This window comes from Spirosoma profusum (genome assembly GCF_014699005.1).
Taxonomy (GTDB): domain Bacteria; phylum Bacteroidota; class Bacteroidia; order Cytophagales; family Spirosomataceae; genus Spirosoma; species Spirosoma profusum.
In genome coordinates, this window is record NZ_JACWZY010000025.1 from 18,082 (window position 1) to 42,140 (window position 24,059).

Sequence of the window (24,059 nt, forward strand, 5' to 3'; positions counted from 1 at the left end):
AATGACCAATACCCTACATAAGTGGGGAATAAACGCCCCTTTTTTCTACAGACAGGAGGCCCAACCAGGTAACGACTCATAAATTAAGGCCCTGTATTTCTGTTAGTTACCTTAGTTTGGTCTTATTTGGCACAATTTCGGTAAGTGGATAAGTAACGCTATGAACTTGCTAGCTGCCAGAAGAAAGGCAGCATATATATACTCAACGCTAAGAAAAATGAAAGAAAGAAGCCTGATTTTGGTCGGGCTTCTTTTTGTTTTATGGGAATTGCAGGGTGTGCATCTTCCTGATAAATCCCTCTATTGCTGCTTCCGTACCTCCTTTAGTTTTTTATCAATTTTTGACGAAAGATAGACGCTACCCAGTATTCCCAAGCCAATCGTTGTCGACTCATCGCCTGACACAAAATTGGTAGTTGAAAATAAAAGGTAGTTCGTGCGGGTAATACTGCCCTCGATGAGCCTATCAACCATGTATCCTCCCATTAGCGCACCTAAACTAAGTCCTAACTTTTCCGCCACGCCGTTATCCCTCTTATTTTCTTCAAGTACGGTTTGCTGAATAATTTGGCTCATTTTAGCCTTGACAGCCGCTTTATGTTCTTTAGGGTTGGTCAGGATTAGTGCCAATACAGCAAAAAGGGAAATGATCAGGTAGAGAAGGTTACGGTTCATGGCATGAATAGGGATTACAATCAACTATAAGGTATACTGGTAACGAGTAGAATTGATGCGGATACACACAAGATTGCCGCTCTATAACAATCTAACTACTATTTTACCATAAATAATGGTATTTAAATATCTTTACATCTGTGTCAGACGAACTTAAAAACGCAGGTCAGATGATAAGAGAAGCCCGATTAAAGGCTGGCTTAACCCAAAAGGAATTGGGCGAAAAGCTAGGTATTTCTGAGTCAGCCGTCAATAAACTTGAAAACGCAAATCACGCCCCAACCCTTACAACCCTTAAGCGAGTTGCAGAAGCGACAGGGTTAAAATTGAAAATTGGGTATGAGTAAAAAAAATTGGACCACTACTTGAAAAGTTTCTCAAGTTTTCCTAATGTTGTATCTGTAATGCAAGGGAAAATCCCTTGTTAAAACATGAGAAACCCCAACGCCTAAGAGCCTGGAAAGCTGAGCATTGGGGTCGTGTAAACACTTAACTTCTTACATCAAATGTCAACGGGACAAAAGTACTCGGGGAAAGGGGATTCTACAACCCTTTTTCAGCCATCGGCGCAAATTACCCTACAAACCTCTTCTCTGGCGGATGAACGGCCAGAGCCTGTTATTAATCCGCAAATCTTCGAAGCACAAACCCAGTTGCTTCAATTGACCGATCGCTTTGCTGCCATTGGTGATGAGCCAGTCCAGCATATTGACACGCTGCTTACTCATTGGCTTAGTACACCTGCCGACGCGCTTTCTGTTTCAGTGGATGTTAGTCAGCTTCACCGCATTCACCTGCTGATTGATTTCCTTACTCAGTTAGACCATTCCCCTGCTCTTTCAAAAGCTTAGCTCTATTTCAATAATCCCTTTTACAAATGACTGCTATTCCCCAGTATAACAGCATGGCTGCATTGGGCCCTATGGCTCGTTTTTCAGCCCTTCACCCCATGACTCGGAAAAAGCGCTTACCGATATCGGTTCGATTCGCTCTACGTTCCCCTAAAAAGGGAACAACCTATTCAAATCCTCATCCGCTTCAGGTGTGGATTGCAGTCGACGGGAAGCGAATGCATTTTGGCGCATTCTGGATGGGGCAAAAATTGATGGTAGATCCTGCCGACTGGCGGGTAGTAAAACAGGTTTCAGGCCGTAGAGGAGACTCAGTCAATAACCAGATCGTACAGATGAAAGCCTACATCGAAAGCATTCATCAAAAACAGCTTGATTCAGGCGCTACGCCAACACTAAAATCCGTGTGCTTTGAGTGTCTATCTGGTTATTCGCCCGAGTGGAGTATTATTCATGGTTGGGTGTATCCTGACGACAAACAGAAGCGTAATAAGGCCAATCAATATGCAAACCGCATTTCGGCCGAAAGTCCAATAGATGAAGCTTATCAGGCCTATATCGCTCATCTCCGGAGCTTAGACAATACCGATCGGGCGCTCTCCAGAATTACCCTTGGCCGCTGGCAGCGCGGGTTAGTGTTGCTGCATGATTATGAATCTAAAACAGGGCAAAAACTGCCTACTGCTGGAGGACTCACAATTGGATGGGCAAAGCGGTATCACAGTTGGTTGCAGACCCAGAATGGCGGTCGGCATTTTCCGCAACCCGTCAGCGCTGGCCAGGCCAGTCGATTTGTACTTAAAGTAGCCAGTGTTCTAGACTGGATGATGGAAGAGGGTTGGCTCGAGCGAAATCCAATTCGCAGTCTGCGTTGGCCCAAACACGAAGACAAAGAAGTCCTGTTTCTAGAACCTGAGCATATAGCTCATTTACTAACACTGGATTGGAAAGGCACTAAAGGGATCGCTCTGTGGTGGTTCCTATTGATGTGCTGCACAGGTTTGGACTACCCAGATGCCGTGGCGTATGCACGAGACAGGAACACATATGAGGTTCAGGGTAGAGCTGGCTGGAAGATCGTCGGTAGGCGCAAAAAGCCCCCTCATGTTGAATATCACTTACCAAGACTTGATGAAGTAGAGCAACTGTTTGCTCTGTACCCCCAGGGTCCTGCTGACATTTCGGGAGGGGTCGTTAATCGCTATACGGATCAAATTGAAGCGGAGTTAGGCATCTCCTGGCGGATTACTAAGAAAACGGCCCGCAAGACGTTCGGGAGCTTAATGTTAGCGGCAGGACACCGGATTGCTGATGTAAGCCTGATGATGGGACATTCCTCCATTACGACCACAGAGCGCCATTATGTGAAGGTAAGAGGAACATCGATTGACCGTAGTATGGAACGGGTGAAAGTGAATATAAACCAATTATCTGGACATTTTGAGGCTATGGAGGGCCAAGGTCATGTTTAAAAGTATAGTCAATAAATTAACCTTCTGCTTTCGTATCCGCTCCAAACAGACCAGCGGGGAAGTGATGCTTTACTGCCGCCTTGGTCTCAATGGCGAACGAACGACGGAATATCGTACCGGTATCTGCGTAACCCTTGATGTGTGGAAGCGAAAGCAGGAACTATTGCAGGAAGCTTGCTCTGAAGCACTAAAACTACACCTGCAACTCGATCAGTTTCGTAGCCAGCATGAACAGATTCTACAATCACAAAAAATAATTGCCCCCTTACCTCGGGCAAATACCGTCCGCCAAGCCTGGTCAAGACAGCACTTGCCCAATCTAAGAGCGTCTGATGGCTTGAATGTACCCAATCCTCATCTTAGCCTGCGCGTGGTCTATCAGGACTACATCACTCACCTTGATACACGGCCTAAAGAAGAGCGAAAAGCCGACAAGACCCGCGCTAGTTATCGGATGGCGGGTCAGCATCTGAATACGTTCTTGAACAAAAAGCGTCAACCCGGTTTTTTGGCCGAGCAGATAACGCCGGGCTTTGGTATGCAGTTCTATGACTACCTGCGAGAGAAAAGTATCAACGCCGATACAGCAAACCGCTACCTGACCTTTGTAAAAGCTGCGCTGCATCACGCTTTGCTGTACGACCGGATTCAGGTAAATGGGCTATTTCAATTCAAGCCACCTAGGGGTAACCCAGCAAAACGTATTGTTTTTCTGAGCGAAACGGCGCTGGCTGAACTCAAGGTATTACCCCTAATCGGCATTCGGGATATAGTTCGTAAATGGGCCTTATTTATGTGTTACACTGGACTGGATTACAACGACGCCCTTAAAGTAGTCACTCATGAATCGGTTTTCCGTGTGAATACACCTTATGGGGATAAATGGGTGTACCAGCGCCTGAAACTACGTCACGCACCGGCTTGGGGGGAATGCCATATCCCGATATTACCACAAGCTCAGGAGTTATTCAGGGAACTAGCGAAAGGCAAGCGCCCCCGGCTGAAGGTAATCAATACCCATTTGAAGGAGATCGCACAAAAGCTACAGTTACCGTTTGAGTTCTGTAGTAAGGTGTGCCGTAAGACAGCAGGTGTTGTGTTTCTAAAGGAAGGATATTCCATGCCCAGCATTCAGAAGATATTAGGCCATCAATCACTGAGCATGACTGAACGTCATTACCTGACGATCCAATCGTTTGTTGTCGACAGTGATATGGCCAAAATCCGCCAATCTCCCGCGAATGGCAATAATGCTTTTACTCACATTTATAAAGCCTCTTAAGCTCATGAAACCAGTATCCGGAAACCCCAACGATTGCCACGATATAGATACGCTCAGAGAGTGGGTCACTGACTTGCAGGAAGTAGTCAGTATTCACCGAGAACTAGTTACCTGTAGCCGCCACCAGGTTGAGGTTGGTCATAAGCTCACTGAGCTGGCGGAACAAAAGACAGCGGCCTTGGAAGAGAAGATTGAGTTAATGCAAAAGCGTTTAAACCAGTACGAGATTGCCTTTTCAGCCAAGCATTACAATCATGTTAGGCGACTGAATTGATACCGTTAGCAACCTAGCCAATAGCCAGCGCTTATTAACTGAGCGCTGGCTATTTTTGTAAATGTACGCTTGATATAAAATTATAATGCCACCGAAAACGGTATTTACTGAGTGGCAAAGTGCTGGCTCCTGATTGATCGCCGAATAGAGGGAGGTAGACCTTTACCCTTCTTATAAGCGTCAACCAGAACCGCTTCTCGATGCCGGTTGAAGCGAATCCGCCGAATCACTCCCAAGGTAAGGATGGGCAGGCCAGGCAAACTAAACTTGAGACTAATTGAAGCAGATCCCTCCTCAAGGGGCATACCACTGGTCGCCTTTTTCGCCGAGTTTACCAAGGCATAACTACCCAGGCCGATTAAGCCCAAGCCCACCCCGACGCCAACTCCTGTCCAAATGGCTGTCTTGGCACTGCGACGTTTTCGAAGAAAAAGCTGGTGGATGGCTATCAGGCTATCAGAAGCCGGGCGAACCTGAAGCCGAATCGAGTCGGTGGGCGGTGAGGTTTGTGCATAGGTCGATGCGGGTATATTCGGACTGGTTAAAATGAGTAGTAGGAAGAACAGCCATAGGGGAGCTTTCATTTCGTGTATCGAATTAATGGTGGGTTTAGCAGCATCGAAAGGTAAACGAAAAAGCCAAGATGTGAGCGGCCAATTAGTTACCGGTCAATAAAGGTCACCATAGGAGCTGGTTTGCTAAAGCAGCCGAGCATTACAATCATGTGCGCCGGTTGAATTGAGGGTATAGAACGCAACCCATAGACGAAACGCTGGCTCTACTGGGCTGGCGTTTTTGTTGTCAATGGCTTCACGTACCGCTTACTCATTCACTTCCGATGAATATGAGGCAGTTATGTACATTTGTTAAAATGTACCCGACTCTTCTTATCAATCCTTTACGCTATGAAATCAATTCTTCTTCTGCTACTGGTAGTCGCCCTCGCTATACCTGCCTGGGCTCAGCAAACGCAAAGCATCTACTACACGGCCTCCACCAGTGCCGATGGTAAATCCAACATCACCCTGGGTGCCTACGCGGGTACGGTCGGAGGGGTCCGTACTGTAACGCTGGGGGCCTTTGCCGGGCAGAGTAACACGGGCACTGAGAATGTATTTGTGGGCTATGCAGCAGGTCTGCTAACCACCATTGGGAGTTATAATGCCTTTATTGGCAGTTATGCGGGTTATAAGAATTCACAGGGAGTGCATAATTCCTTTCTGGGCTATAACGCCGGATACAGTAATACCATGGGAAGGTATAATTCGTTTGTGGGGTCCTATGCGGGATACAGTAATACCACCGGCAGTTTTAATGCCTTTATAGGCTCTAGTGCGGGCAACTACAATACCACCGGGGACCAAAATTCCTTTCTGGGCTATTACGCGGGCACTTACAATTCGAGTGGTGATGATAACGCCTTTGTTGGCTATGCTGCGGGCTTCTCCAATAACACTGGCTTTTCGAACAGCTTTGTAGGAAGTTCAGCGGGCTACTCCAACACGACAGGGGCTTATAACAGCTTTCTGGGCTATCAGGCAGGCTACAACGGCACCGGTAGCACTGATAATAGCTTCGTGGGGGCTTATGCGGGCTTTTACACAACTGGAGACAGCAACAGCTTCTTAGGCTATTCGGCGGGCTATACCAATTCTACGGGAGTCAATAACAGTTTTGTGGGCCGTTCAGCGGGTTACAGCAATGGCATGGGTAGTAATAACGTGTTCATTGGCTACCGGTCGGGTTACAACAACACCAGCGGAGCTAACAATATTATACTTGGTCCCTCTTCCGGCACGGTCATCACGACAGGCAGCAATAATATCATGCTGGGTTCAAACACGCAACCCACCAGCAATAACCTGAATAATTCCGTAGCGATTGGCACGAATGCTACTGTAGCTTTAAGTAATGCCATCGTCTTAGGCGATCCCACCAACACCAGCATCGCTGTCGGCATTGGTACCAATGCTCCTCAATTCCCGTTGGATGTGCGGGGCACCATCAACCTACGAAACAATGGCCGCATCAAGTTTGCCCACCTCTCCAACTCAATACACCAGGGAGCAACCGATCAGTTCCTTACGGTTAACGAGCAAGGCGAAACCGTACTAGCCCGCTATCAGCTTCGTATCAATAGCCCCAGCGAGTGGAGTGACAAAGTTTTTGCCCCCACGTACCAACTCCGTTCACTACCTGCCGTTGCCAACTACGTAGCCCAGCACGGCCATTTACCCGGTGTTCCCTCGGCAGAACAGGTAACTAAAGAGGGGATCGATCTGGTCAGGATGAATGCGACGCTGTTAGAGAAGGTAGAGGAATTGACCTTGTACAGTATTCAGTTAGAGAAAGGTGATCAGCAGAAACAGCAGCAGTTGCAAGTACAGCAACTGAAGCTTCAGACGCTGGAACAAAAGCAGGCTGAGCTAGAACGGCTGCTTAATCAACTCTTGAAACAGAAGTAAGCTCGAGTGGTGAAAGTGATGAAAGTGGCGGTGAGAAAAAGTATTTATTTTCTTCTCGTACTTGATTGACCTTTTGTAGGTTTTGTAGGGTAGTCGACTGCTCGTTTTCAGAAATATGTGTAGCATTAAAGTGCCCGCCAGGTGAGGTCGGGTTACATGTTTGACTCTCGCTTGGGAATATATGGGGGATTAGGGAGGCCGCGTTTTGGTATCTCCTTTGGGGCGATGAGCCATCCCACTGCTAACTCGAAAAGAAATGCTAGTATTTCCATACAGTTACTTTAGGTTTCGTTACAAAGTATAGCAATTTACTCAACTAGTCAAACATATTAGTAAATGCCTGGCTCACTGAACAACTCGTATACTTTTGCAGCACCCACCTTTTGCAGATAAACCTAGCCACTTTTCGTTAGTGTAAGGTGCTGTCAAACTGAGTAAATAAGTTGTGCTCATATCTACCTACTATGTGAACCAAGACTGGAATCAACCACCTGCCTAATTTACAGAATGAACTACCTCGATTTTATACCAAATGCTCAATTACGGCCCTATATCGAGCGATATGCGGTTGTAGAGGCATCAGTACCAATCGGCGAACAAATTCTTTTTTTTGTGCCTCCATCCAGCACTGGCCAACTGGCCATTAATTGTGGACTGGCCAACCATAAACCCAACCCCGTCAGCGGGCGATTAGATCAGCATTTTGTTACCTGCCTAATCGGCCCATTCACCCGCCGACATCAGTACATTATACACGGTCATGTGCACACAGTGGTCGCTTATTTTACCCCAACTGGAATGCACACCCTTTTGGGGGTTGACCTAACTTCGCTGGCTGACCAAACCATTGACTTTCAGACTATACTCCCTGCCGATGCTCATACGTTGGCCGGTTCAGTACGATCAGCTGAAGGTGACAAGGCAAAAGTTAACCAACTTGAGCTGTATCTGATGAGTAAACTTATAGGAGTTAAACCACTCAAAAGAGGTCTTGATACAGCAGTATTACTATTACAGACCAAGCCCGACACGGTTTCTATTAGCGAGGTGGCAGCGGCAACTGGCTTGCCCCAACGTACGCTCGAACGCCGATTTAGGGAAGCAACCGGCTTACGTATGAAACAATTCAGCCGTATTAACCGCTTTCTGGTCATTCGTAGCGCCATAGTCAGTGGGCAGATTCGAAGTTGGGAAGACCTTCTTAATCAGGGCGGTTACTACGATCAATCGCATTACATCAAGGAGTTCAAACAATTTACAGGCCAACCCCCTTCTGCCTACTTCGCTCATAATATCGGCTTCGACAATTTTTTGCTCAAAAGCCCATAAGTCTATTCCTAATTTGAGCGATCGGCCGGTAAATGGCGATTTTTTCCTATATCGACGGGTAGGATCAAGTTACTTTTGTGCCTATAGTGGCCTTGTCAACAGCGTTTAAGATCAGGCAACAGCAGTATCCTCAGCTCCTTACCATGAAAGCACATCTCTACTGTTTGATCCTGCTTTGTTTGTTTACTAAAGCAACCCGGGCACAGATCGGTTTTGGAGGCACACCGCATCCTTCGGCAGCCATCGATGTACCCTCCACCACCAAAGCCGCTTATCTGCCCCGCATGAGCAGTGCCCAGCGCATAGCGATTGTTAACCCCCAGGTAGGTGCCATCGTCTTCGACTTAGACAAGACTACCCTTTATCTCTACGACGGCCAGAACTGGTTGCCCATGGCCACCACCTCTGCTAATGCACTCGCCCCCGTGTCGCGAACTGCTAGCGACGGAATGTCGGGGGATGGCATGGGCGTATTAGGCGATAGCTTTGGTCAAAGCGTATCTATATGGGGTGACTATGCCCTTATAGGAGCGCCCCAGGATGTTGTCAATGGCCAGTTAAGTCAAGGTTCAGCCTATGTATTTGTGCGAATCGGCAGAGCCTGGACTCAACAGGCCAAGCTTCTCGCCAGTGATGGTTCGGGTGGAAATGCCTTCGGTTCCAGTGTTTCTCTATCAGGTGATTACGCCTTTATAGGTACTGGCGTTAACTCCGCTTATGTCTTTTTTCGAAACGGAACCGCCTGGAATCAACAGCAAAAGCTAACCAGCAGCGCCAATAGCGGTTTCGGCCAATCGGTAAGTATTTCAGGCGATTATGCGCTGGTAGGAGCCTTTTATGAAACTGTGGGGGAAAATAGTCATCAGGGGTCAGCGTATATATTTATGCGCTCTGGGACGACCTGGACTCAACAGGCTAAACTTGTATCGAACGATGGGTATATTGACGATGCCTTTGGGAGTAGGGTAGCCCTGTCGGGTGATTACGCCCTGATTGGTGCGCCTCAGAACGATGCGAACAGTGCTACTAATACCAACCAGGGGGCAGCTTATGTGTTTTCCCGCAATGTGTTTGTGGGTTCAGGCAACACTTGGAGTCAGCAGGCTAAGTTAACCGCTTCTGAAGGGTCCCCCAACGATCAGTTCGGCTGGGGTGTTGCTTTATCAGGCTCATACGCGGTTGTTGGCTCTGTGTTCAATGACCTGGGAGCCAACACCGACCAGGGGGCTGCCTATGTATTCTCCCGTTCCGGCACTAGTTGGACTCAACTGGTTAAATTAACCGCTTTCGATGGGTCAACCGATGATCACTTTGGGGGGAGTGTCAGTATAGGGGGCGATTATATCATTGTAGGGGCGACGGGGGCCGATGGCGACGGGTATATCAATCAGGGAGCCTGCTACGTGTATCAACGAAGTGGCATAAATTGGGTTCAGGTGCGTAGGGTTGATGACAATTCCCCACCCAATACCAGAAATGGTAGTTCGGTCGGTATGTCCAATGGCACGTTTGTTATTGGAGGGCCAGGTTTTCAGCTGGGTAAGGGTAAAGTTAGCTTCGGCGTAGTCGAGTAAGTGGTTCTTAGTTTGTCCAACACCTATTTCTCCTCAATTGAATTATTGGCCCTACCTATCGCAGGAAGTGATCCTCCCCTCGATACACATCCTGGCTACTGGTGTACACATCAAACAGAATCGTGGTGGTACAAATCGGGTATTTTTACGGGTATTTTAGGACGGTTTTGTGCCTTCCATTGTTATGTAAAACGACCTGCGTTTTCTGATGTGGCTGATTGACTTTCAGGAGGGTGATACGGTTATGGCTTATCCGAGTCACTTGAACTAGATATAAAGAGCCCCTATCAAATCGGTAGGGGCTAAGTCTTATTTCTTTTCCAGTAGCTGTTTGACGAGTTGCTCTAGTTGGTCGATACGTTTTTGCTGTTGCTGAAGTTTGTCTTCCTGCTGCTCAGCTCTCTTGTCCTGTTGGATACTGTAAAGCGTCAGTTCTTCAATCTTCTCCAGCAACTTAGCGTCCATCTTAGCCGGATCGATTCCTTCTTTGACTACCTCCTCTGCGGAGGGTACATTAGGTAAATGTCCGTGTTGATTAATATGCGTTTCAACCTCAGCCAATGGCTTAAGCGCATAGCTTTTATCAAACACCTTGTCACTCCACTGGTTTACGTTGTCGATACTGATCCGGTACCGAGCCAGCTCTGTTTCTCCCTGTTCATTCACCGTCAGAAATTTGTCAGTTGTACCGTTACGTATCGGATTGCCCAGATGAGCGAATTTGATTTTGCCATTTTCACGGAGGTTGATTGTTCCCCGTACATCGAGGGGGAATTGGGGGGAGTCGGTACCGATACCGACCGCAATGCTGGTATTATCGGGATTCCCTAATATGATAGCGTTACTTAAGGCGACTCTGGCATTGGAACCAATAGCTACAGCGTTTTGAAGGTTACTGGATGCAGGCTGAGCATTAGTTCCCAGCATGATATTGTTACTACCAGTGGTAATTAATGCCCCCGATGAGGAGCCAATCAGCACATTGTTATTGCCTTGAGTATTGGAAACCCCCGCCTGAAAACCCAGAAATACATTGTTGGTACCAGTGGTATTGTCATAGCCCGCCTTTACACCTACATAGGAATTCTGCTCACCAGTTGAATTGGTGTAGCCTGCCTGATAGCCCACAAACGAATTGTAGCTACCCGTTTTGTTATAAAAGCCTGAATAAGACCCTATAAACGAATTCTGATCCCCAGTAGAATTAGCACTACCCGCACTAGCGCCTACGAATGAATTATATCTACCTGTAGTGTTGGAAACACCTGAACCAGAACCTACAAATGAATTCTGGTCACCTGTCGTGTTATAATACCCAGCATAAGCGCCTATAAACGCATTATGCCTTCCCTCGGAGTTATTTGTGCCCGCCTGATAACCTAAAAATGAATTATTGACACCCGTGGTGTTACGATAGCCAGCACCTGAGCCTACAAATGAATTATTCTCACCAGTAGTGTTGAAGGCACCTGCCCCTGATCCTACAAATGAATTACTCGTACCTGTCGTGTTATCACGCCCTGCATTTATGCCCGCAAATACATTATAACTGCCGGTTGTGTTTGAATAGCCTGCCCTTGAACCAAAAAACGAATTATTTATACCCGTTGTGTTAGCTTGTCCGGACTGATAGCCTACAAACGCATTATCAGTGCCAGTTGTGTTACCTAAACCTGCATTGACACCAATAAAGGAATTATTAGAACCTGTCGTGTTACCTAGACCCGCGTTAACTCCGACAAACGAATTATATGACCCTATGGTGTTGTTTAGACCCGCGTTAACTCCGACAAACGAATTTGAATTGCCCTTGGTATTGTTTTGGCCTACCTGATAGCCTACAAACGTATTCTGAATACCAGTTGTATTGTTTTGGCCAACATCGCCCCCCAGAAACGAATTAAATGAGCCCGACATTGTTGCATTACCTGCATTGGGCCCCACAATCACATTATTAACCCCTGGGGTCGTGGAGTTTGGTGTTGTCACTATGTAGTTATTTTGCCCAAGACAAAAAACCGGCACTAAAAACAGAAGCGTAAACAGGTGTTTCATGAAGTAATTGATTAGGATAAGTGTCAAAAATATAAAATAAGGTGAATTGGTAAGATGATTTTGAGGTGACAGGCTATAAAAAAATCTCAACCTAGCTTAAGCCCACCTGTGTAGGATGTGTAGGAAATGTAGGCTCTAAAACATCTTTTTATTTTTTTGCCTACTAATTCAGGGGCTGAAATACAGCGCTTAAGCTTCAATGCGGAGTTAAACGAGTTACATTTGATCGCGCTTAATTCGAGCCCTGGCGGCTCTGCAAAAGCCAGAGATTCGCCTTTTTTGTAAATTTTATCCACAGACCATTCTAGACGCAGAGCAGTCAAACTAAAAAGGGGTGTATAGGGGGCCTTTTCTGGTAGGTGCTACAGAAATGGTAAGAAGAGCCTTTTAAGCGCTTGCGGAGTGGTATTAGTGGTATTGGAACAGTCTTTTAAGTTAAGCACAAGCGGAGTCATATTAGTACATTAGTAATATCCATAATCAGCGGAGAAATGCCTTACTGAATTGTCGTCTGATCTACTCTAGCCTCCACTGCCTGCTGTACACTTTGGGATAGAGTAGACAGCAGGTCATACCCTGTCTGCTTTTCGATCTCATCTACACTTACCCGGTAATTCCCCCATGCCTGCATTCCGGCCGCATTGGTATTCGGGAGCAGGATCGCAATAACTCGCGTCTGAGCGTTTATCCGGTTCACATCATCCAAACCAACAGGCAGCACTACAATCACTTTCCACAGCGAAGCAGGAACGCTTAGTTTGCCACTGGCTAACGTGCTTGCCTTCCCGTTGTCTCCCTCGCCACCTTTGCCTGCTGTTCCGGCAATGATGTAGAGTTCATTTCCCTTAACAACCAGGCCCCGGCAGTAGTCCTCCAGACGTAGCCAGCTCTGACGGTTTAACTGAGGAGCCTGGGGTACAATATTGGTCAGGATAAACGTAGTTCGGTTTTCCTCCGCTGTGCTATCGCGATCATCTGAAGGGCAAAGGTGATTTCTGTCAAAGCCGGTATTGGTATAGTCAGCATGTTTAACCTGATACCAAGAAGCGGGTAATGACTGATCAGGAATGAAGTTGCCACTGTAGCGGGTAGCCGACCCTTTCCAGGCAGTAGACAGATGCCAGCTACACCAGTTAGCGATGCCGGTGGAAGTGTTATAGGAGAGTGAATAGGTGGGGCGGGTGATCAGGTAAGTATGGAGACTACTCTCACTAGTTTTTGCTCCATCAGGTATGCCCAAGGCTACATTGGAGTCACGGGTGGGTGTGGTATTAGTCGGGGCGTCAACTGAGGGCTGCTTGCACTGACTTAGCGCTATAACGAACCCTAGCATTAGGCCAAGTCTAGCAAGTAGTTTCGAAAGTGATTGAAATTCGGGCACTTGTAGAAAGTAATGAGATGTGTAAACCAGCGCGTAAACCAACAAAAAAAGCACCTACATTTTTACATGTAAGTGCTTAATTATGAGGGTGGGCCAGGCAGGGCTCGAACCTGCGACTTACTGATTATGAGTCAGGCACTCTAACCGACTGAGTTACAAGCCCATTGCTGATTGATTGCTCAGATTTAGCGGGACAAAATTACGAAATTTTTGGCAGTACAAACAGCATTTGCCTGATTTTCGAACAATACGTCTGCAATCCTGCGTTCGGCTCTGGTATCTTTGTAAGGATGACAGCATCAAACAAGAAGAAAATTCTGAACGACCCGGTATACGGGTTCATTACTATTCCGACCGAGCTCCTCTTTGATTTGGTCGAGCATCCATACTTTCAACGACTTCGACGTATCAAGCAACTAGGTTTGTCGGAATATGTATATCCTGGCGCGTTGCACACTCGTTTTCACCACGCGCTTGGCGCTATGCACCTGATGGGGCAGGCCATGAGTACGCTGCAAAGCAAAGGCCATATTATCACCTCCGACGAGTGCGAAGCAGCTCAGATTGCCATTCTGCTGCACGATATTGGACATGGGCCATTTTCGCACGTACTGGAATGCTGCTTGCTGGACAATGTGCTGCATGAACAGATTTCGCTCATGCTTATGCACGACCTCAACCGGCAGTTTAGTGGAGCGTTGTCGCTGGCAATCAGCATGTTTGACGGAACGTATCACCGACCATTTTTTCATCAACTCGTTTCGAGTCAGTTGGATATGGACCGAATGGATTATCTCAACCGCGACGGCTATTATACGGGGGTGGCCGAAGGGGCAATCGGGGCCGAACGTATCATCAAAATGCTTGATCTGGTTGATGACCAACTTGTTGTCGAAGCCAAGGGAATTCTGAGTGTTGAGAATTTTTTGAATGCCCGGCGACTGATGTACTGGCAGGTTTACCTGCATAAAACGTCAATCTGCTGCGAGTCGATGTTGATTCAGATACTACGTCGGGCGCGGTTTCTGATTCGTCAATCCGAGCCAGTCCAGGCCGGGTCAGTTCAGACAGAGTCGGTTTATGCACCTAATACGTTCCGGCTTTTTCTGCTCGAAAGCGTTTCGCTCGAGCAGTTTCAGACGAATCGAACGTATCTGGATGCGTTTACCAAACTCGATGATTTCGATGTCTGGTCGTGTATCAAGCAGTGGGCGCTGCACCCCGATCTGATTCTATCGACGCTGTGTCAGATGCTGCTCGATCGGAAATTATTTAAAATCATGCTCTCGACAGAGCCATTTGCCGACGAGTTGCTAAAGGAGTTGGAAGAACAACTACGTAGTAATGGGCTGAACGATGAAATGCTGTCTTATTTTCTGATTGAAGGGCAGGCCACCAATGCTGCCTATCTGCCATCGGGGGATCGGATTGCTATTAAACTCAAAAGTGGCAAGGTTATCGACGTAGCAGATGCGTCGGATCTGTCGAACATTCACGTACTGACCAACATCGTTCGTCGCTACTACGTTTGTTGGGCAAAAGACCTGACGCTGGGCAGCAACGTAGCGTAGTTACCTACTTTTTCTTCAACGAATTCAGGGGGATAGTATACGAAAAGTGCAATTTGTTAGTTACCTTAGCGGCCTGATCGCTCATGGAAAGTGAGCGTTTTGCGACGGTCGTCATACGTATATGAAGTTTACAGTCAAGCAGATTGCAACACTGCTGGGGGGCGAAGTAGCCGGAAATGATACACTGGCAATCACCGGATTAGCCAAGATTGAAGAAGGCCGCCCTGGGGATATTTCGTTTCTATCAAATTTAAAGTATGAACCCCATCTGTATACGACGCAGGCATCGGCGGTGATTGTCGACCGTTCGTTTGAGCCTAAAAAGCCTGTTGATTCTGCGTTGATTTTTGTCGATAATTCCTATTCGGCCTTCACCCGACTTCTGGAAGAATACCATAAACAATTGCTTTTTGCCCGCGTGGGCGTTGAGCAGCCGTCGTATCTGGGCGAGGGTACCGAAATTGGCGAACAGAACTACCGGGGCGCGTTTTCGTACATTGGTCGTAACTGCCGGATTGGGCATAACGTCAAGATTTATCCACATTCCTATGTGGGTAACAATGTGCAAATCGGGGATAACACGATCATTCACCCCGGCGTGCGTATCCTTGATAACTCCATCATCGGGAAAAACTGTGTTATTCACCCAAACGCCGTGATTGGCAGTGAAGGATTTGGCTTTGCACCACAGTCCGATGGTACGTATAAAACCATACCGCAATTGGGTAATGTGATTCTGGAAGATTTTGTGAACGTCGGATCAAATACGACCATCGACTGCGCCACAATGGGATCGACCATTATTCGGCAAGGGGTGAAACTGGATAACCTGATCCAGGTCGGGCATAACGTAGAAATCGGTAAAAATACGGTTGTGGCCGCACAGACGGGAATTTCGGGCTCAACCAAAATTGGCGAGAACTGTGTTATTGCGGGGCAGGTCGGTTTTGCAGGCCATTTAACGATTGCCAATGGTACTAAAGTAGGAGCTCAATCGGGCGTCGGCAAAAGCGTTGACAAAGAGGGTACATCGATTAATAGTTCGCCTGCTTTTGGTTTGAAAGAAAGTATGCGTTCGCTGGCTGTTTTCCGACGTTTACCGACTCTGGAGCAGCGCCTTACCGATTTAGAAAAGAAAAATGAAAAATAGTTATCAGTTTGCTATCTATCACCTATCGTAAACTGACAACTGATAAAGAATGAATACCAAACAACAGACAATTCAGAAAGCCGTTTCGGTATCGGGAGTAGGATTACACACGGGCGTTCAGGCAACAATGACTTTTTTGCCTGCCCCTACCAATCATGGCTATAAATTTCAGCGTGTCGACTTACCAGGCCAACCCATCGTTGATGCTGACGTTGATAACGTAGTGGATCTTTCGCGGGGAACCACTATCGAGCAAAGCGGAGCACGGATCCACACGGTTGAACACACGTTGGCTGCCCTCGTGGGTTTACAACTCGACAATATACTCATTCAGTTAGACGGCCCGGAACCGCCCATTATGGATGGCTCGTCGATTCAGTTTATCGATGCGCTACGGGATGCCGGTATCGAAGAACAGAACGCCACCCGAAACTACTTCGAAGTTAACGAATACGTTCATTATCGGAATGCCGAAAAAGACATTGAAATGGCAGCTTTGCCATTAAATGATTACCGGCTTACGGTGATGGTCGATTATAACTCACGGGTTATCAGCAGTCAACACGCATCGCTGAACGACATCACCCAGTTTCCTGACCAGATTGCCAGCAGCCGGACATTCGTTTTTCTGCACGACCTCGAAACGCTTTACAAACAAAACCTGATTAAAGGGGGCGATCTGACAAACGCCATTGTGATTGTGGACCGCGACGTACAGGATGGTGAACTTGACTATCTGGCCGATTTACTCAAAAAGCCAAAGGTTAGTGTTAACAAGCAGGATGGTATCCTGAACAATATTAAGCTGCACCATCCCAACGAAATGGCGCGCCATAAACTGCTCGACGTAGTGGGTGATCTGGCGCTGATTGGCCGGCCTATCAAAGCGCAGATTCTGGCCGCCCGCCCGGGTCATGCTGCCAACGTAGCGTTTGCCAAAAAAATCAAGAAGCTCATTCAGAAAAATGCGGCTAATCAGGTGCCTCAGTACGACCCAACTCAGCCACCCGTACTGGATATCAATGGGATTTCGCAAATGCTGCCCCACCGCTATCCGTTCCAGATGATTGACAAAATCATTGCTTTGGACGAAAACAGCGTAGTAGGCATCAAAAATGTAACCATGAATGAGCCATTTTTCCCAGGGCACTTTCCGGGAAATCCTGTCATGCCGGGTGTGATGCAGCTCGAAGCGATGGCCCAAACGGGCGGTATTCTGGTCCTGAGCACCGTATCGGACCCCGAAAATTACTGGCCTTACCTGATTGGTATCGAAAACTGTCGGTTCCGGCGCAACGTTTTACCCGGCGACATGGTAATATTTCGGTGTGAGTTCACCTCACCCATGAAACGGGGTATTGTAAAAATGCAGGGTCGCGGGTACGTGGCCAACCAACTGGTTTGTGAAGCCGATATGATTGCCAGTCTGGTTAAAAAGAAGTGATGAGTGATGAGTGATGACCGATAAGTGATAAGCGATGAGTGTAGCAATTAATCAAGCAATACTCATCACGTACCACTTATCGGTCATCACTCATCACTCATCATTCATCACTTAAAAACATGATTCAACCATTAGCTTATATACATCCTGAAGCGAAGATTGCTCAAAATGTGGTTATTGAGCCGTTTGCCATTATCCACAAAGATGTTGAGGTCGCCGAAGGAACATGGATTGGTTCACATGCGGTCATTAATGAAGGAGCCCGCATCGGCCGAAACTGCAAGATTTATCCCGGAGCCGTTATTTCATCGACTCCGCAGGATTTGAAGTTCAACAACGAATACACCCGAACGTTTATCGGCGATAACACGACGATACGTGAATATGCCACCATCAGCCGGGGAACCGAAGAACACTGGAAAACCGAAATTGGCAGCAATTGCCTGATCATGGCCTACGCACACGTAGCACACGACTGTCGGATTGGTAACCATTGCATTATCACCAACAACGTACAGATGGCCGGCCACGTACACATGGGCGACTGGGCCATCATTGGCGGTTCGAGTTCAGTGCTTCAGTTTACTCGTATCGGCGCTCATGCCATGATTTCAGGCGGTTCGCTGGTACGTAAGGACGTACCGCCTTATACCAAAGCCGCCCGTGAGCCACTCTCTTACACAGGTATCAATTCAATCGGTTTACGTCGGCGGGGATTCGAAAACGACAAAATAAACCAGATTCAGGATGTTTACCGCTACATCTACATGCGGGGGCTGAATAATGCTGATGCGCTCACGCAGATTGAACTGGAGTTGCCACCCTCCAACGAGCGCGACGACATTGTAAACTTCATCCGCAGCTCGGAGCGGGGTATCATGCGCGGGCCTTCATCGAATGGAGAGAAAGAATAATTGAATGAGTAATGGATAATGAACAATGAATAATGGGTTCACCGCCAACATTATCCATTATGGAAATCGTTGCCAGTCAGCTAGGGAAGAAATACCGCAAAGAGTGGATTTTTCGGCGTGTCGATTTAACGCTTACCGCCGGAACAAGTTACACCTTCGTTGGGCCGAACGGAAGCGGTAAATCAACGCTGCTGCAACTTCTTGCCGGAAGCTTACCTGTTACGGAAGGCAAGCTCACGTATTCGCGAAAAGGGGCCGTAATAGAGCCAGATTATTGGTTTCAACAAGTGAGTCTGGCCGCGCCTTATCTGGAATTGGTGGAAGAACTGACTCTGACGGAGTTGCTGATTTTCCACCAGACATTCAAGCCGTTCAAACAAAATATGACGCCCGACGACGTAGCAGAACGGCTGCTGCTGACAAACGCCCGCCACAAAGAAATTAAGTATTTTTCGTCGGGTATGAAGCAGCGTGTAAAGCTAGGATTGGCATTTTTTACGGATTCCCCCGTAGTCATTCTCGATGAACCCACCTCGAACCTCGACCGTCAGGGAGCAGCCTGGTATCATGAACAGGTACGTCAGCTCAGTCCTGACCAACTGCTGTTAATTGGCTCCAACCAGCCCGAAGAATACGACTTCTGCCCGAACGTATTGGACGTAACGCAGTGGAAATAAACGGATTTGCACGTAGCAACTAACGTAGCAATTTCTGACGTAATGTGCCGATAACCCGTCGGGTTTCGTCGATCCGTGTCTTCAGACCATCCCGATAGCGTCCGGCCTGTTGTTCTACGTTCGTAGGCGGTGTATCAAGGAGTTTTTCGATTTCCTGAAGATATTGTTCGCTAAGGTCGAGGTAGTGTCCGGCGGTTTCTGGATTATGGAACCCACCACCGTCGACCGTTACGTATATGGGCGTTGTATGGGCCGCCTGACTCGGCCCGGCCGAACAGCGGGCTGCGATCCATTGTCCTCTTTCTAGGGGTAGCGTCAATCGAAGCGACAACTGCTCTGCTGACTGACCACTGTCGCGAGCTGTAACCCGGCCAATTACGCGCCCGTGGCTGACGATTTCCAGCGTATCAAGCGGAACCTGTCCCGGATGACCATAAGCTCGTGCAGTGATGGTAATGGAATTACCTCGTTTGATAGTCAGGTGATCGCCCGGTATGGCGGTATCTCCTGCCGATGTGTCTGTTACGTTAAAATCAAGTATCGGCCCACTGGATACGAATGTATGCCCGGCAGCCACTGCCGAACGCCAGTTTGATACGTTGAGGTTTTCGCCGGCTTTGCCCAGATACGTGTAAAACCGTGCATTACCGATACGTGACAATCGCTCTGGCGGACCGTGACCGTGATCCTGCCCGCACCAGGGGAAATCAGAACCAGCCGTGGCCGTAAGCGGAATGCCCAAATCGAGCATGTGGTAATAATGATCGGTGTGCAGCGGATGATCGTCTACGCAGAACTGGAGCAGTTCAAACGCATCGACTTTACCGCGCAGACCATCAAGAATAAGGCCACGGTAGCCATGAAACGTTTCGGCCTGGTGTGCGTATCCTGTAACACCACCAAGCTGATGTACCTTATCGAAAATGTCATCGTAATAGTAATATCGCTCGCGCCGACGAACCCGGTCAGCCGCACCCAGCGCAAAAGCATGGCCTAAATCGGGCGTTCGAGGATCTTCCTGGCCAGTGATAAGCAAGTGATTATCATGCTTATACATTCCTTTCTCACCGTAAGCGTACTGCGGGTAATACGTTTCCCAGAAATCGCCCATACGTAGCAGAGCTCCTATGCGAACATCTTCAGCCTGCAGCCAGGTCATAATGAGCGGATTTTCGCGGGGCGAACGGCGGATGTGAATGTGACCGTCAGTCGAGTACCAACCCTTTGCAACTGTATTGATCCAGCGACTGAGTCGATACGTCTTCGAAAGATTTTTCCCCGCTGACAACACTAGTTTGTGCGTTTGCCGGAGAAATTCGTTGCCTTTAGAAATCGCTAATTCATACGTACCAGCAGGCAAATTCAGGTGAAACTTTCCCGCTACGTAGAACGAACTATCGGGCTGAAAACCATACCCATCTTCATGATCCCAAAGGCCGTACATCACAGCAACGGCTTCAGTAGGCAGTTGTGTTATCGCGCGACCGTTACGTGTCAGCCGAACGCGTACCGGCGTAGGTTTATTTGTAGAAGCGTCAAGAATTGTAATGGAAAGCTGGGTAATTGGCTGGGCACGTAGCACCATTACGTTAATACAAAGGGGGCAGATTGAAAATAATGTAGCTAAGAATAACTTGAAATAGAAGTATATAAGTTGATTTGCCATTATCAGTCCTTTACTGCGTTAAAGCTAACTATAGTAACGGAATTACCTGAATCATCGACGCGTATCTTGGTGCGAAATCAGCTACGTTATGAGTCAACAATGTGTTAATATCATAGTGAAGCATTAAGGCTACTACAGTCATATACTGATTTAGCTTTAACCTGGAATTTGTCGATGAGGGTATCAAATTCGGCAATTGTTCCTGATGTTTCGGAGAGAAACGTAGTGCTTTCGCGTATAAAAGCAGCTTTTTGGCTTATTGATTCTGGCGATAGAATTCCTTCGGATGTTAATACACGTGTGTACTCTTTGATAATTTGTGGACATGAACAAATCTCATAATCCCGCTCCTGGAATTCAGCGAATTTTTGGTGGGCAATTGTGTAAAATGGACTTTGCGGATTGGATGCGTATACCCAGCAGTTTGTGTCAATGAAAACTACAGCCATACTTAATCATAAAGTTCATCGCGGCTGTATATATGATTTTTATCATCCCAACCTGCAGAAGCTAAGTGCCGAAAATCAATGCGGGTCTTCCCTTTCTTTGTACGAGCGATACGTTGTTTAACTACCGCCTGTACTTCCTCTGGCAGTGTTTGAACAATAACCAGTACGCTTCGGCGGTTTGTTGCCGGGAAAGATTCATGACTCGAATTTTTGCTAAATCTACTTATTCTACACAGAAGAAACAAACTAGGCTTATAGCTTCAGTGAAGATCATTACCCCTCCGCCCGCAACACGTCTAACGGTGGACGGACCAATACGTCGCGGCTATTGAACAAGCCGATCACAACAGTCAGCACCGTTACCACCGTCGCTACCACAACCAGCGGTACTACGTCAGGGCGATAAGGGACTTCGAAGACGAATTGCGCCAATGCCCAGGTTCCGGCGATGGAAAGGAGAATCCCTGAGAGGGCCGCTAAAAGTCCCAGTAAACCATATTCCAGTGCTGTGATACGTAGAATCTGGCTTTGGCTGGCCCCCAGTGTACGTAGCAGTACGCTCTCGCGTAATCGCTGAAACTTGCTGATCACAACCGAACTGGCCAGTACCAGCAATCCCGTTAGGATGCTGAACAAGGCCATGAACTGGATCACAAACGAGATTTGAGCCAGAATATCATCTATCGTTTTGAGAATTAACCCCAAATCAATGGCCGATACGTTCGGAAAACGACTGACCAGGCCACGCTGAAGCAGTGCCGACGTCTGATTGTCAGGAACGCGGGTCATCAGAACGTGAAACTGTGGAGCCTGTTCCAGTACGCCTTTCGGAAAAACAACCAGAAAATTCGTCTGTACCCGATTCCATTCAACCTCACGCGTACCGCCGACAATGGTCTGAATAGCGGCTCCCTGTACGTTGAAATTTAACGTATCACCGAGTTTGAGGTGCATTCGTTCCAGAAATCCATCTTCAATTGATACGTAAGTAGTACCGTCAGCCTGATAGGGCGCTTTCCCTGCTATCAGCTTTTCCGAAGAAATAAGCGAGTCGCGATACGTAACGCGGTACTCACGTGTGAAGGCCCATTTTGGTATTTTCAACGACGTATCACGACGCGCTGTTTCTGCCGTTTTCCCGTTAATGTCGGTCAGGCGCATTGTAACGACGGGCACTTCCTGCAAAACAGGTAATTTCTGTCCATTCACCAGTGATTTTACACCCGAAAGTTGCTCATTCTGAATGTCGAACAGCACCATATTGGGCTGATTGCCACTAGCCGACAGCTCAACTCGTCCAATCAACAGCCCCTGCGTTAAATACAACGTAGCAATTAAAAAAGCGCCCAGACCGATTGACGTTACCAAAATTAGTGTCTGATTGTTAGGACGATACAGATTAGCCAGACTTTGCCGCCAGACGTAACTCCAGGTTGTTGGAAAAAACCGACGTACCAACCAGATTAGCCCCAATCCTAGTGCTGTTAGAATGCCGAAAGCGATGGTTAGTCCAGCTGTGAAGCCGAGGGCCAGCATAAAATTCCCGGTTTGCCAGTACGCAAAACCGATAATGAAACCAACCACCACCAGATACACCAGCCAACGTAGCGGATCGCGCCCACTTAGGTCATCTTCGTATGATGTACGTAATGCACGTAACGGTGCTACGTTCCGAATGGCCAGCAGGGGTATCAGGGCGAAAAGAACGGAAATGAACAAGCCTGTACCAATACCCCCCAGAATAGCCGTTGCCGACAACGTAGTATCGACCGTTATTGGCAGGAAATTTCCAAATACACGTGGCAAAATTAACTGTACACTCGATCCCGCTATTGCCCCCACAACGGCTCCAATAAAGCCCATAATGGCCGTCTGCAGCAGGAAAATCAGGAACGATTGTCGTCCACTGGCACCGAGTGTTCGTAAGATGGCAACGGACGCTATTTTCTCTTTCACATACAACTGCACCGCGCTGGCGACGCCCACACATCCCAGCAACAACGCCACAAACGCTACCAGGCTCAAATATTTAGTCAGGTCGGCAAACGAGCGACCCGTCTGGCGTTTCCGTTCGGCAATCGTGTCGAAGCCAATTCCTTCTTTATCAAGACGGGAGGAAATCGTTTTGACATATTTTTCAACATCTGTACCGGGCGCAAACTGGTAATAGTATTTGTAAGCCACCCGACTTCCGCGCTGCAACAGGCCGGTTTTCTCCAAATACTGATTTGGGATAAACACCGTGGGCGTAACGGTGGTCGTAATCGCAGCCTGCCCTGGCGTTTTCATTACGCGTCCGCCAATCAGAAACGACAGATTTCCCACTTTCACCGAATCGCCGGGTTGCGCGCCCAATTGAACCAGCAATGCATCATCGACCAAAGCTACTTGCGTTTTCGCCTGTCGAAATGTTTGAATTGCCGATGCTGGCGTTACGTCCCAGACACCATAATACGGGAAATTCCCCTGCAACCCTTTCACCTGTGCCAGCCGTACGCCACCCGTTTTGGCAACCGACACCAGCGACGGAAACGAAACTTCATACGCTCTGTCGCGGCCGATGCCTTTCATAAATTCCTGCGTTTTGGCCGCCGGTTGACGTGTCCATGACAGCGTAAGATCGGCACCCAGCAACTCCCGCGCCTGCTCATCGATGCTACGTGCCAGATTATCGCCAAACGAATTAATAGCCACCAGAGCCGCAATTCCCAGCACGATGGCCGACATGAATAGTAAGAGCCGTTGTCGGCTTCGGCGACTGTCACGCCAGGCCATACGTAGCAGCCAGCTTAAACCCGGTTTGGTATGCAACGTAGCGTTGAATCGAGGA

20 protein-coding genes and 1 tRNA gene are annotated in these 24,059 nt (G+C 47.8%); 13 read left to right on the top strand and 8 right to left on the bottom strand.

Annotation, left to right across the window (positions count from 1 at the left end; genetic code table 11):
* Positions 1–300: 300 nt before the first annotated feature.
* On the bottom strand, positions 301–675 hold the full coding sequence (locus IC229_RS24385; protein ID WP_190889795.1) for a hypothetical protein: 375 nt from the start codon (positions 673–675) through the stop codon (positions 301–303).
* A gap of 170 nt (positions 676–845) precedes the next feature.
* Here IC229_RS24385 and IC229_RS24390 point away from each other — a divergent pair, with 170 nt between their 5' ends.
* From IC229_RS24390 to IC229_RS24410, 5 genes are all read left to right on the top strand, one after another.
* Positions 846–1,022, top strand: a complete 177-nt coding sequence (locus IC229_RS24390) for a helix-turn-helix transcriptional regulator (protein WP_190889990.1) — start codon at positions 846–848, stop codon at positions 1,020–1,022.
* 159 nt (positions 1,023–1,181) lie between these two features.
* Entirely contained in the window at positions 1,182–1,526 is a 345-nt protein-coding gene (locus tag IC229_RS24395; protein ID WP_190889798.1) for a hypothetical protein, read from the top strand.
* 26 nt (positions 1,527–1,552) lie between these two features.
* On the top strand, positions 1,553–2,998 hold the full coding sequence (locus tag IC229_RS24400; protein WP_190889808.1) for a site-specific integrase: 1,446 nt from the start codon (positions 1,553–1,555) through the stop codon (positions 2,996–2,998).
* Positions 2,991–4,280: a phage integrase SAM-like domain-containing protein gene (locus tag IC229_RS24405; protein WP_190889810.1), complete on the top strand. Its 1,290-nt coding sequence runs from the start codon at positions 2,991–2,993 to the stop codon at positions 4,278–4,280. The genes IC229_RS24400 and IC229_RS24405 overlap by 8 nt, the downstream gene beginning before the upstream one ends.
* Before the next feature lie 4 nt (positions 4,281–4,284).
* Positions 4,285–4,554, top strand: a complete 270-nt coding sequence (locus tag IC229_RS24410) for a hypothetical protein (protein ID WP_190889812.1) — start codon at positions 4,285–4,287, stop codon at positions 4,552–4,554.
* 104 nt (positions 4,555–4,658) lie between these two features.
* On the opposite strand, the gene IC229_RS24415 is transcribed toward IC229_RS24410, so the two are convergent.
* Positions 4,659–5,138: a hypothetical protein gene (locus IC229_RS24415; protein WP_190889814.1), complete on the bottom strand. Its 480-nt coding sequence runs from the start codon at positions 5,136–5,138 to the stop codon at positions 4,659–4,661.
* A gap of 321 nt (positions 5,139–5,459) precedes the next feature.
* Here IC229_RS24415 and IC229_RS24420 point away from each other — a divergent pair, with 321 nt between their 5' ends.
* The 3 genes from IC229_RS24420 (at position 5,460) to IC229_RS24430 (ending at position 9,922) form a co-directional block, all read left to right on the top strand.
* Positions 5,460–7,019 (top strand): serine-rich family protein, encoded by a 1,560-nt coding sequence (locus tag IC229_RS24420; protein WP_190889816.1) that lies wholly within the window; start codon positions 5,460–5,462, stop codon positions 7,017–7,019.
* 507 nt (positions 7,020–7,526) lie between these two features.
* Positions 7,527–8,348, top strand: a complete 822-nt coding sequence (locus IC229_RS24425) for a helix-turn-helix domain-containing protein (protein WP_190889818.1) — start codon at positions 7,527–7,529, stop codon at positions 8,346–8,348.
* Between the two features lie 143 nt (positions 8,349–8,491).
* Positions 8,492–9,922, top strand: coding sequence for an FG-GAP repeat protein (locus IC229_RS24430; RefSeq protein ID WP_190889820.1), 1,431 nt, complete (start codon positions 8,492–8,494; stop codon positions 9,920–9,922).
* A gap of 309 nt (positions 9,923–10,231) precedes the next feature.
* On the opposite strand, the gene IC229_RS24435 is transcribed toward IC229_RS24430, so the two are convergent.
* The 3 genes from IC229_RS24435 to IC229_RS24445 form a co-directional block, all read right to left on the bottom strand.
* Positions 10,232–11,977 carry a beta strand repeat-containing protein gene (locus IC229_RS24435; protein WP_190889822.1) on the bottom strand — a complete coding sequence of 582 codons (1,746 nt, stop codon included), beginning with the start codon at positions 11,975–11,977 and terminating at the stop codon, positions 10,232–10,234.
* A gap of 496 nt (positions 11,978–12,473) precedes the next feature.
* A complete protein-coding gene (locus tag IC229_RS24440) occupies positions 12,474–13,310 on the bottom strand; it encodes a DNA/RNA non-specific endonuclease (RefSeq protein ID WP_190889824.1) in 837 nt (278 codons plus the stop codon).
* A gap of 137 nt (positions 13,311–13,447) precedes the next feature.
* Positions 13,448–13,521: transfer RNA gene (locus IC229_RS24445), tRNA-Ile, on the bottom strand.
* A gap of 127 nt (positions 13,522–13,648) precedes the next feature.
* Between IC229_RS24445 and IC229_RS24450 the strand changes: the two genes are divergently transcribed.
* The 5 genes from IC229_RS24450 to IC229_RS24470 all read left to right on the top strand — a co-directional run bounded on the left by IC229_RS24450 (position 13,649) and on the right by IC229_RS24470 (position 19,114).
* Positions 13,649–14,929, top strand: coding sequence for an HD domain-containing protein (locus tag IC229_RS24450; RefSeq protein ID WP_190889825.1), 1,281 nt, complete (start codon positions 13,649–13,651; stop codon positions 14,927–14,929).
* 121 nt (positions 14,930–15,050) lie between these two features.
* Positions 15,051–16,079, top strand: coding sequence for a UDP-3-O-(3-hydroxymyristoyl)glucosamine N-acyltransferase (gene lpxD / locus IC229_RS24455; protein ID WP_190889827.1), 1,029 nt, complete (start codon positions 15,051–15,053; stop codon positions 16,077–16,079).
* A gap of 49 nt (positions 16,080–16,128) precedes the next feature.
* Positions 16,129–17,523, top strand: a complete 1,395-nt coding sequence (locus tag IC229_RS24460; protein ID WP_190889829.1) for a bifunctional UDP-3-O-[3-hydroxymyristoyl] N-acetylglucosamine deacetylase/3-hydroxyacyl-ACP dehydratase — start codon at positions 16,129–16,131, stop codon at positions 17,521–17,523.
* 119 nt (positions 17,524–17,642) lie between these two features.
* Entirely contained in the window at positions 17,643–18,437 is a 795-nt protein-coding gene (lpxA, locus tag IC229_RS24465) for an acyl-ACP--UDP-N-acetylglucosamine O-acyltransferase (RefSeq protein WP_190889831.1), read from the top strand.
* A 59-nt stretch (positions 18,438–18,496) separates the two neighbouring features.
* Positions 18,497–19,114, top strand: a complete 618-nt coding sequence (locus tag IC229_RS24470) for an ABC transporter ATP-binding protein (protein ID WP_190889833.1) — start codon at positions 18,497–18,499, stop codon at positions 19,112–19,114.
* A gap of 19 nt (positions 19,115–19,133) precedes the next feature.
* On the opposite strand, the gene IC229_RS24475 is transcribed toward IC229_RS24470, so the two are convergent.
* From IC229_RS24475 to IC229_RS24485, 3 genes are all read right to left on the bottom strand, one after another.
* Positions 19,134–20,699, bottom strand: coding sequence for a CehA/McbA family metallohydrolase (locus IC229_RS24475; RefSeq protein ID WP_190889842.1), 1,566 nt, complete (start codon positions 20,697–20,699; stop codon positions 19,134–19,136).
* Positions 20,700–20,890: 191 nt separating this feature from the next.
* Positions 20,891–21,229: a type II toxin-antitoxin system VapC family toxin gene (locus tag IC229_RS24480; RefSeq protein WP_190889851.1), complete on the bottom strand. Its 339-nt coding sequence runs from the start codon at positions 21,227–21,229 to the stop codon at positions 20,891–20,893.
* Positions 21,230–21,502: 273 nt separating this feature from the next.
* Complete coding sequence (locus IC229_RS24485) at positions 21,503–24,004, bottom strand: ABC transporter permease (RefSeq protein WP_190889992.1); 2,502 nt, start codon at positions 24,002–24,004, stop codon at positions 21,503–21,505.
* Positions 24,005–24,059 lie beyond the last annotated feature (55 nt).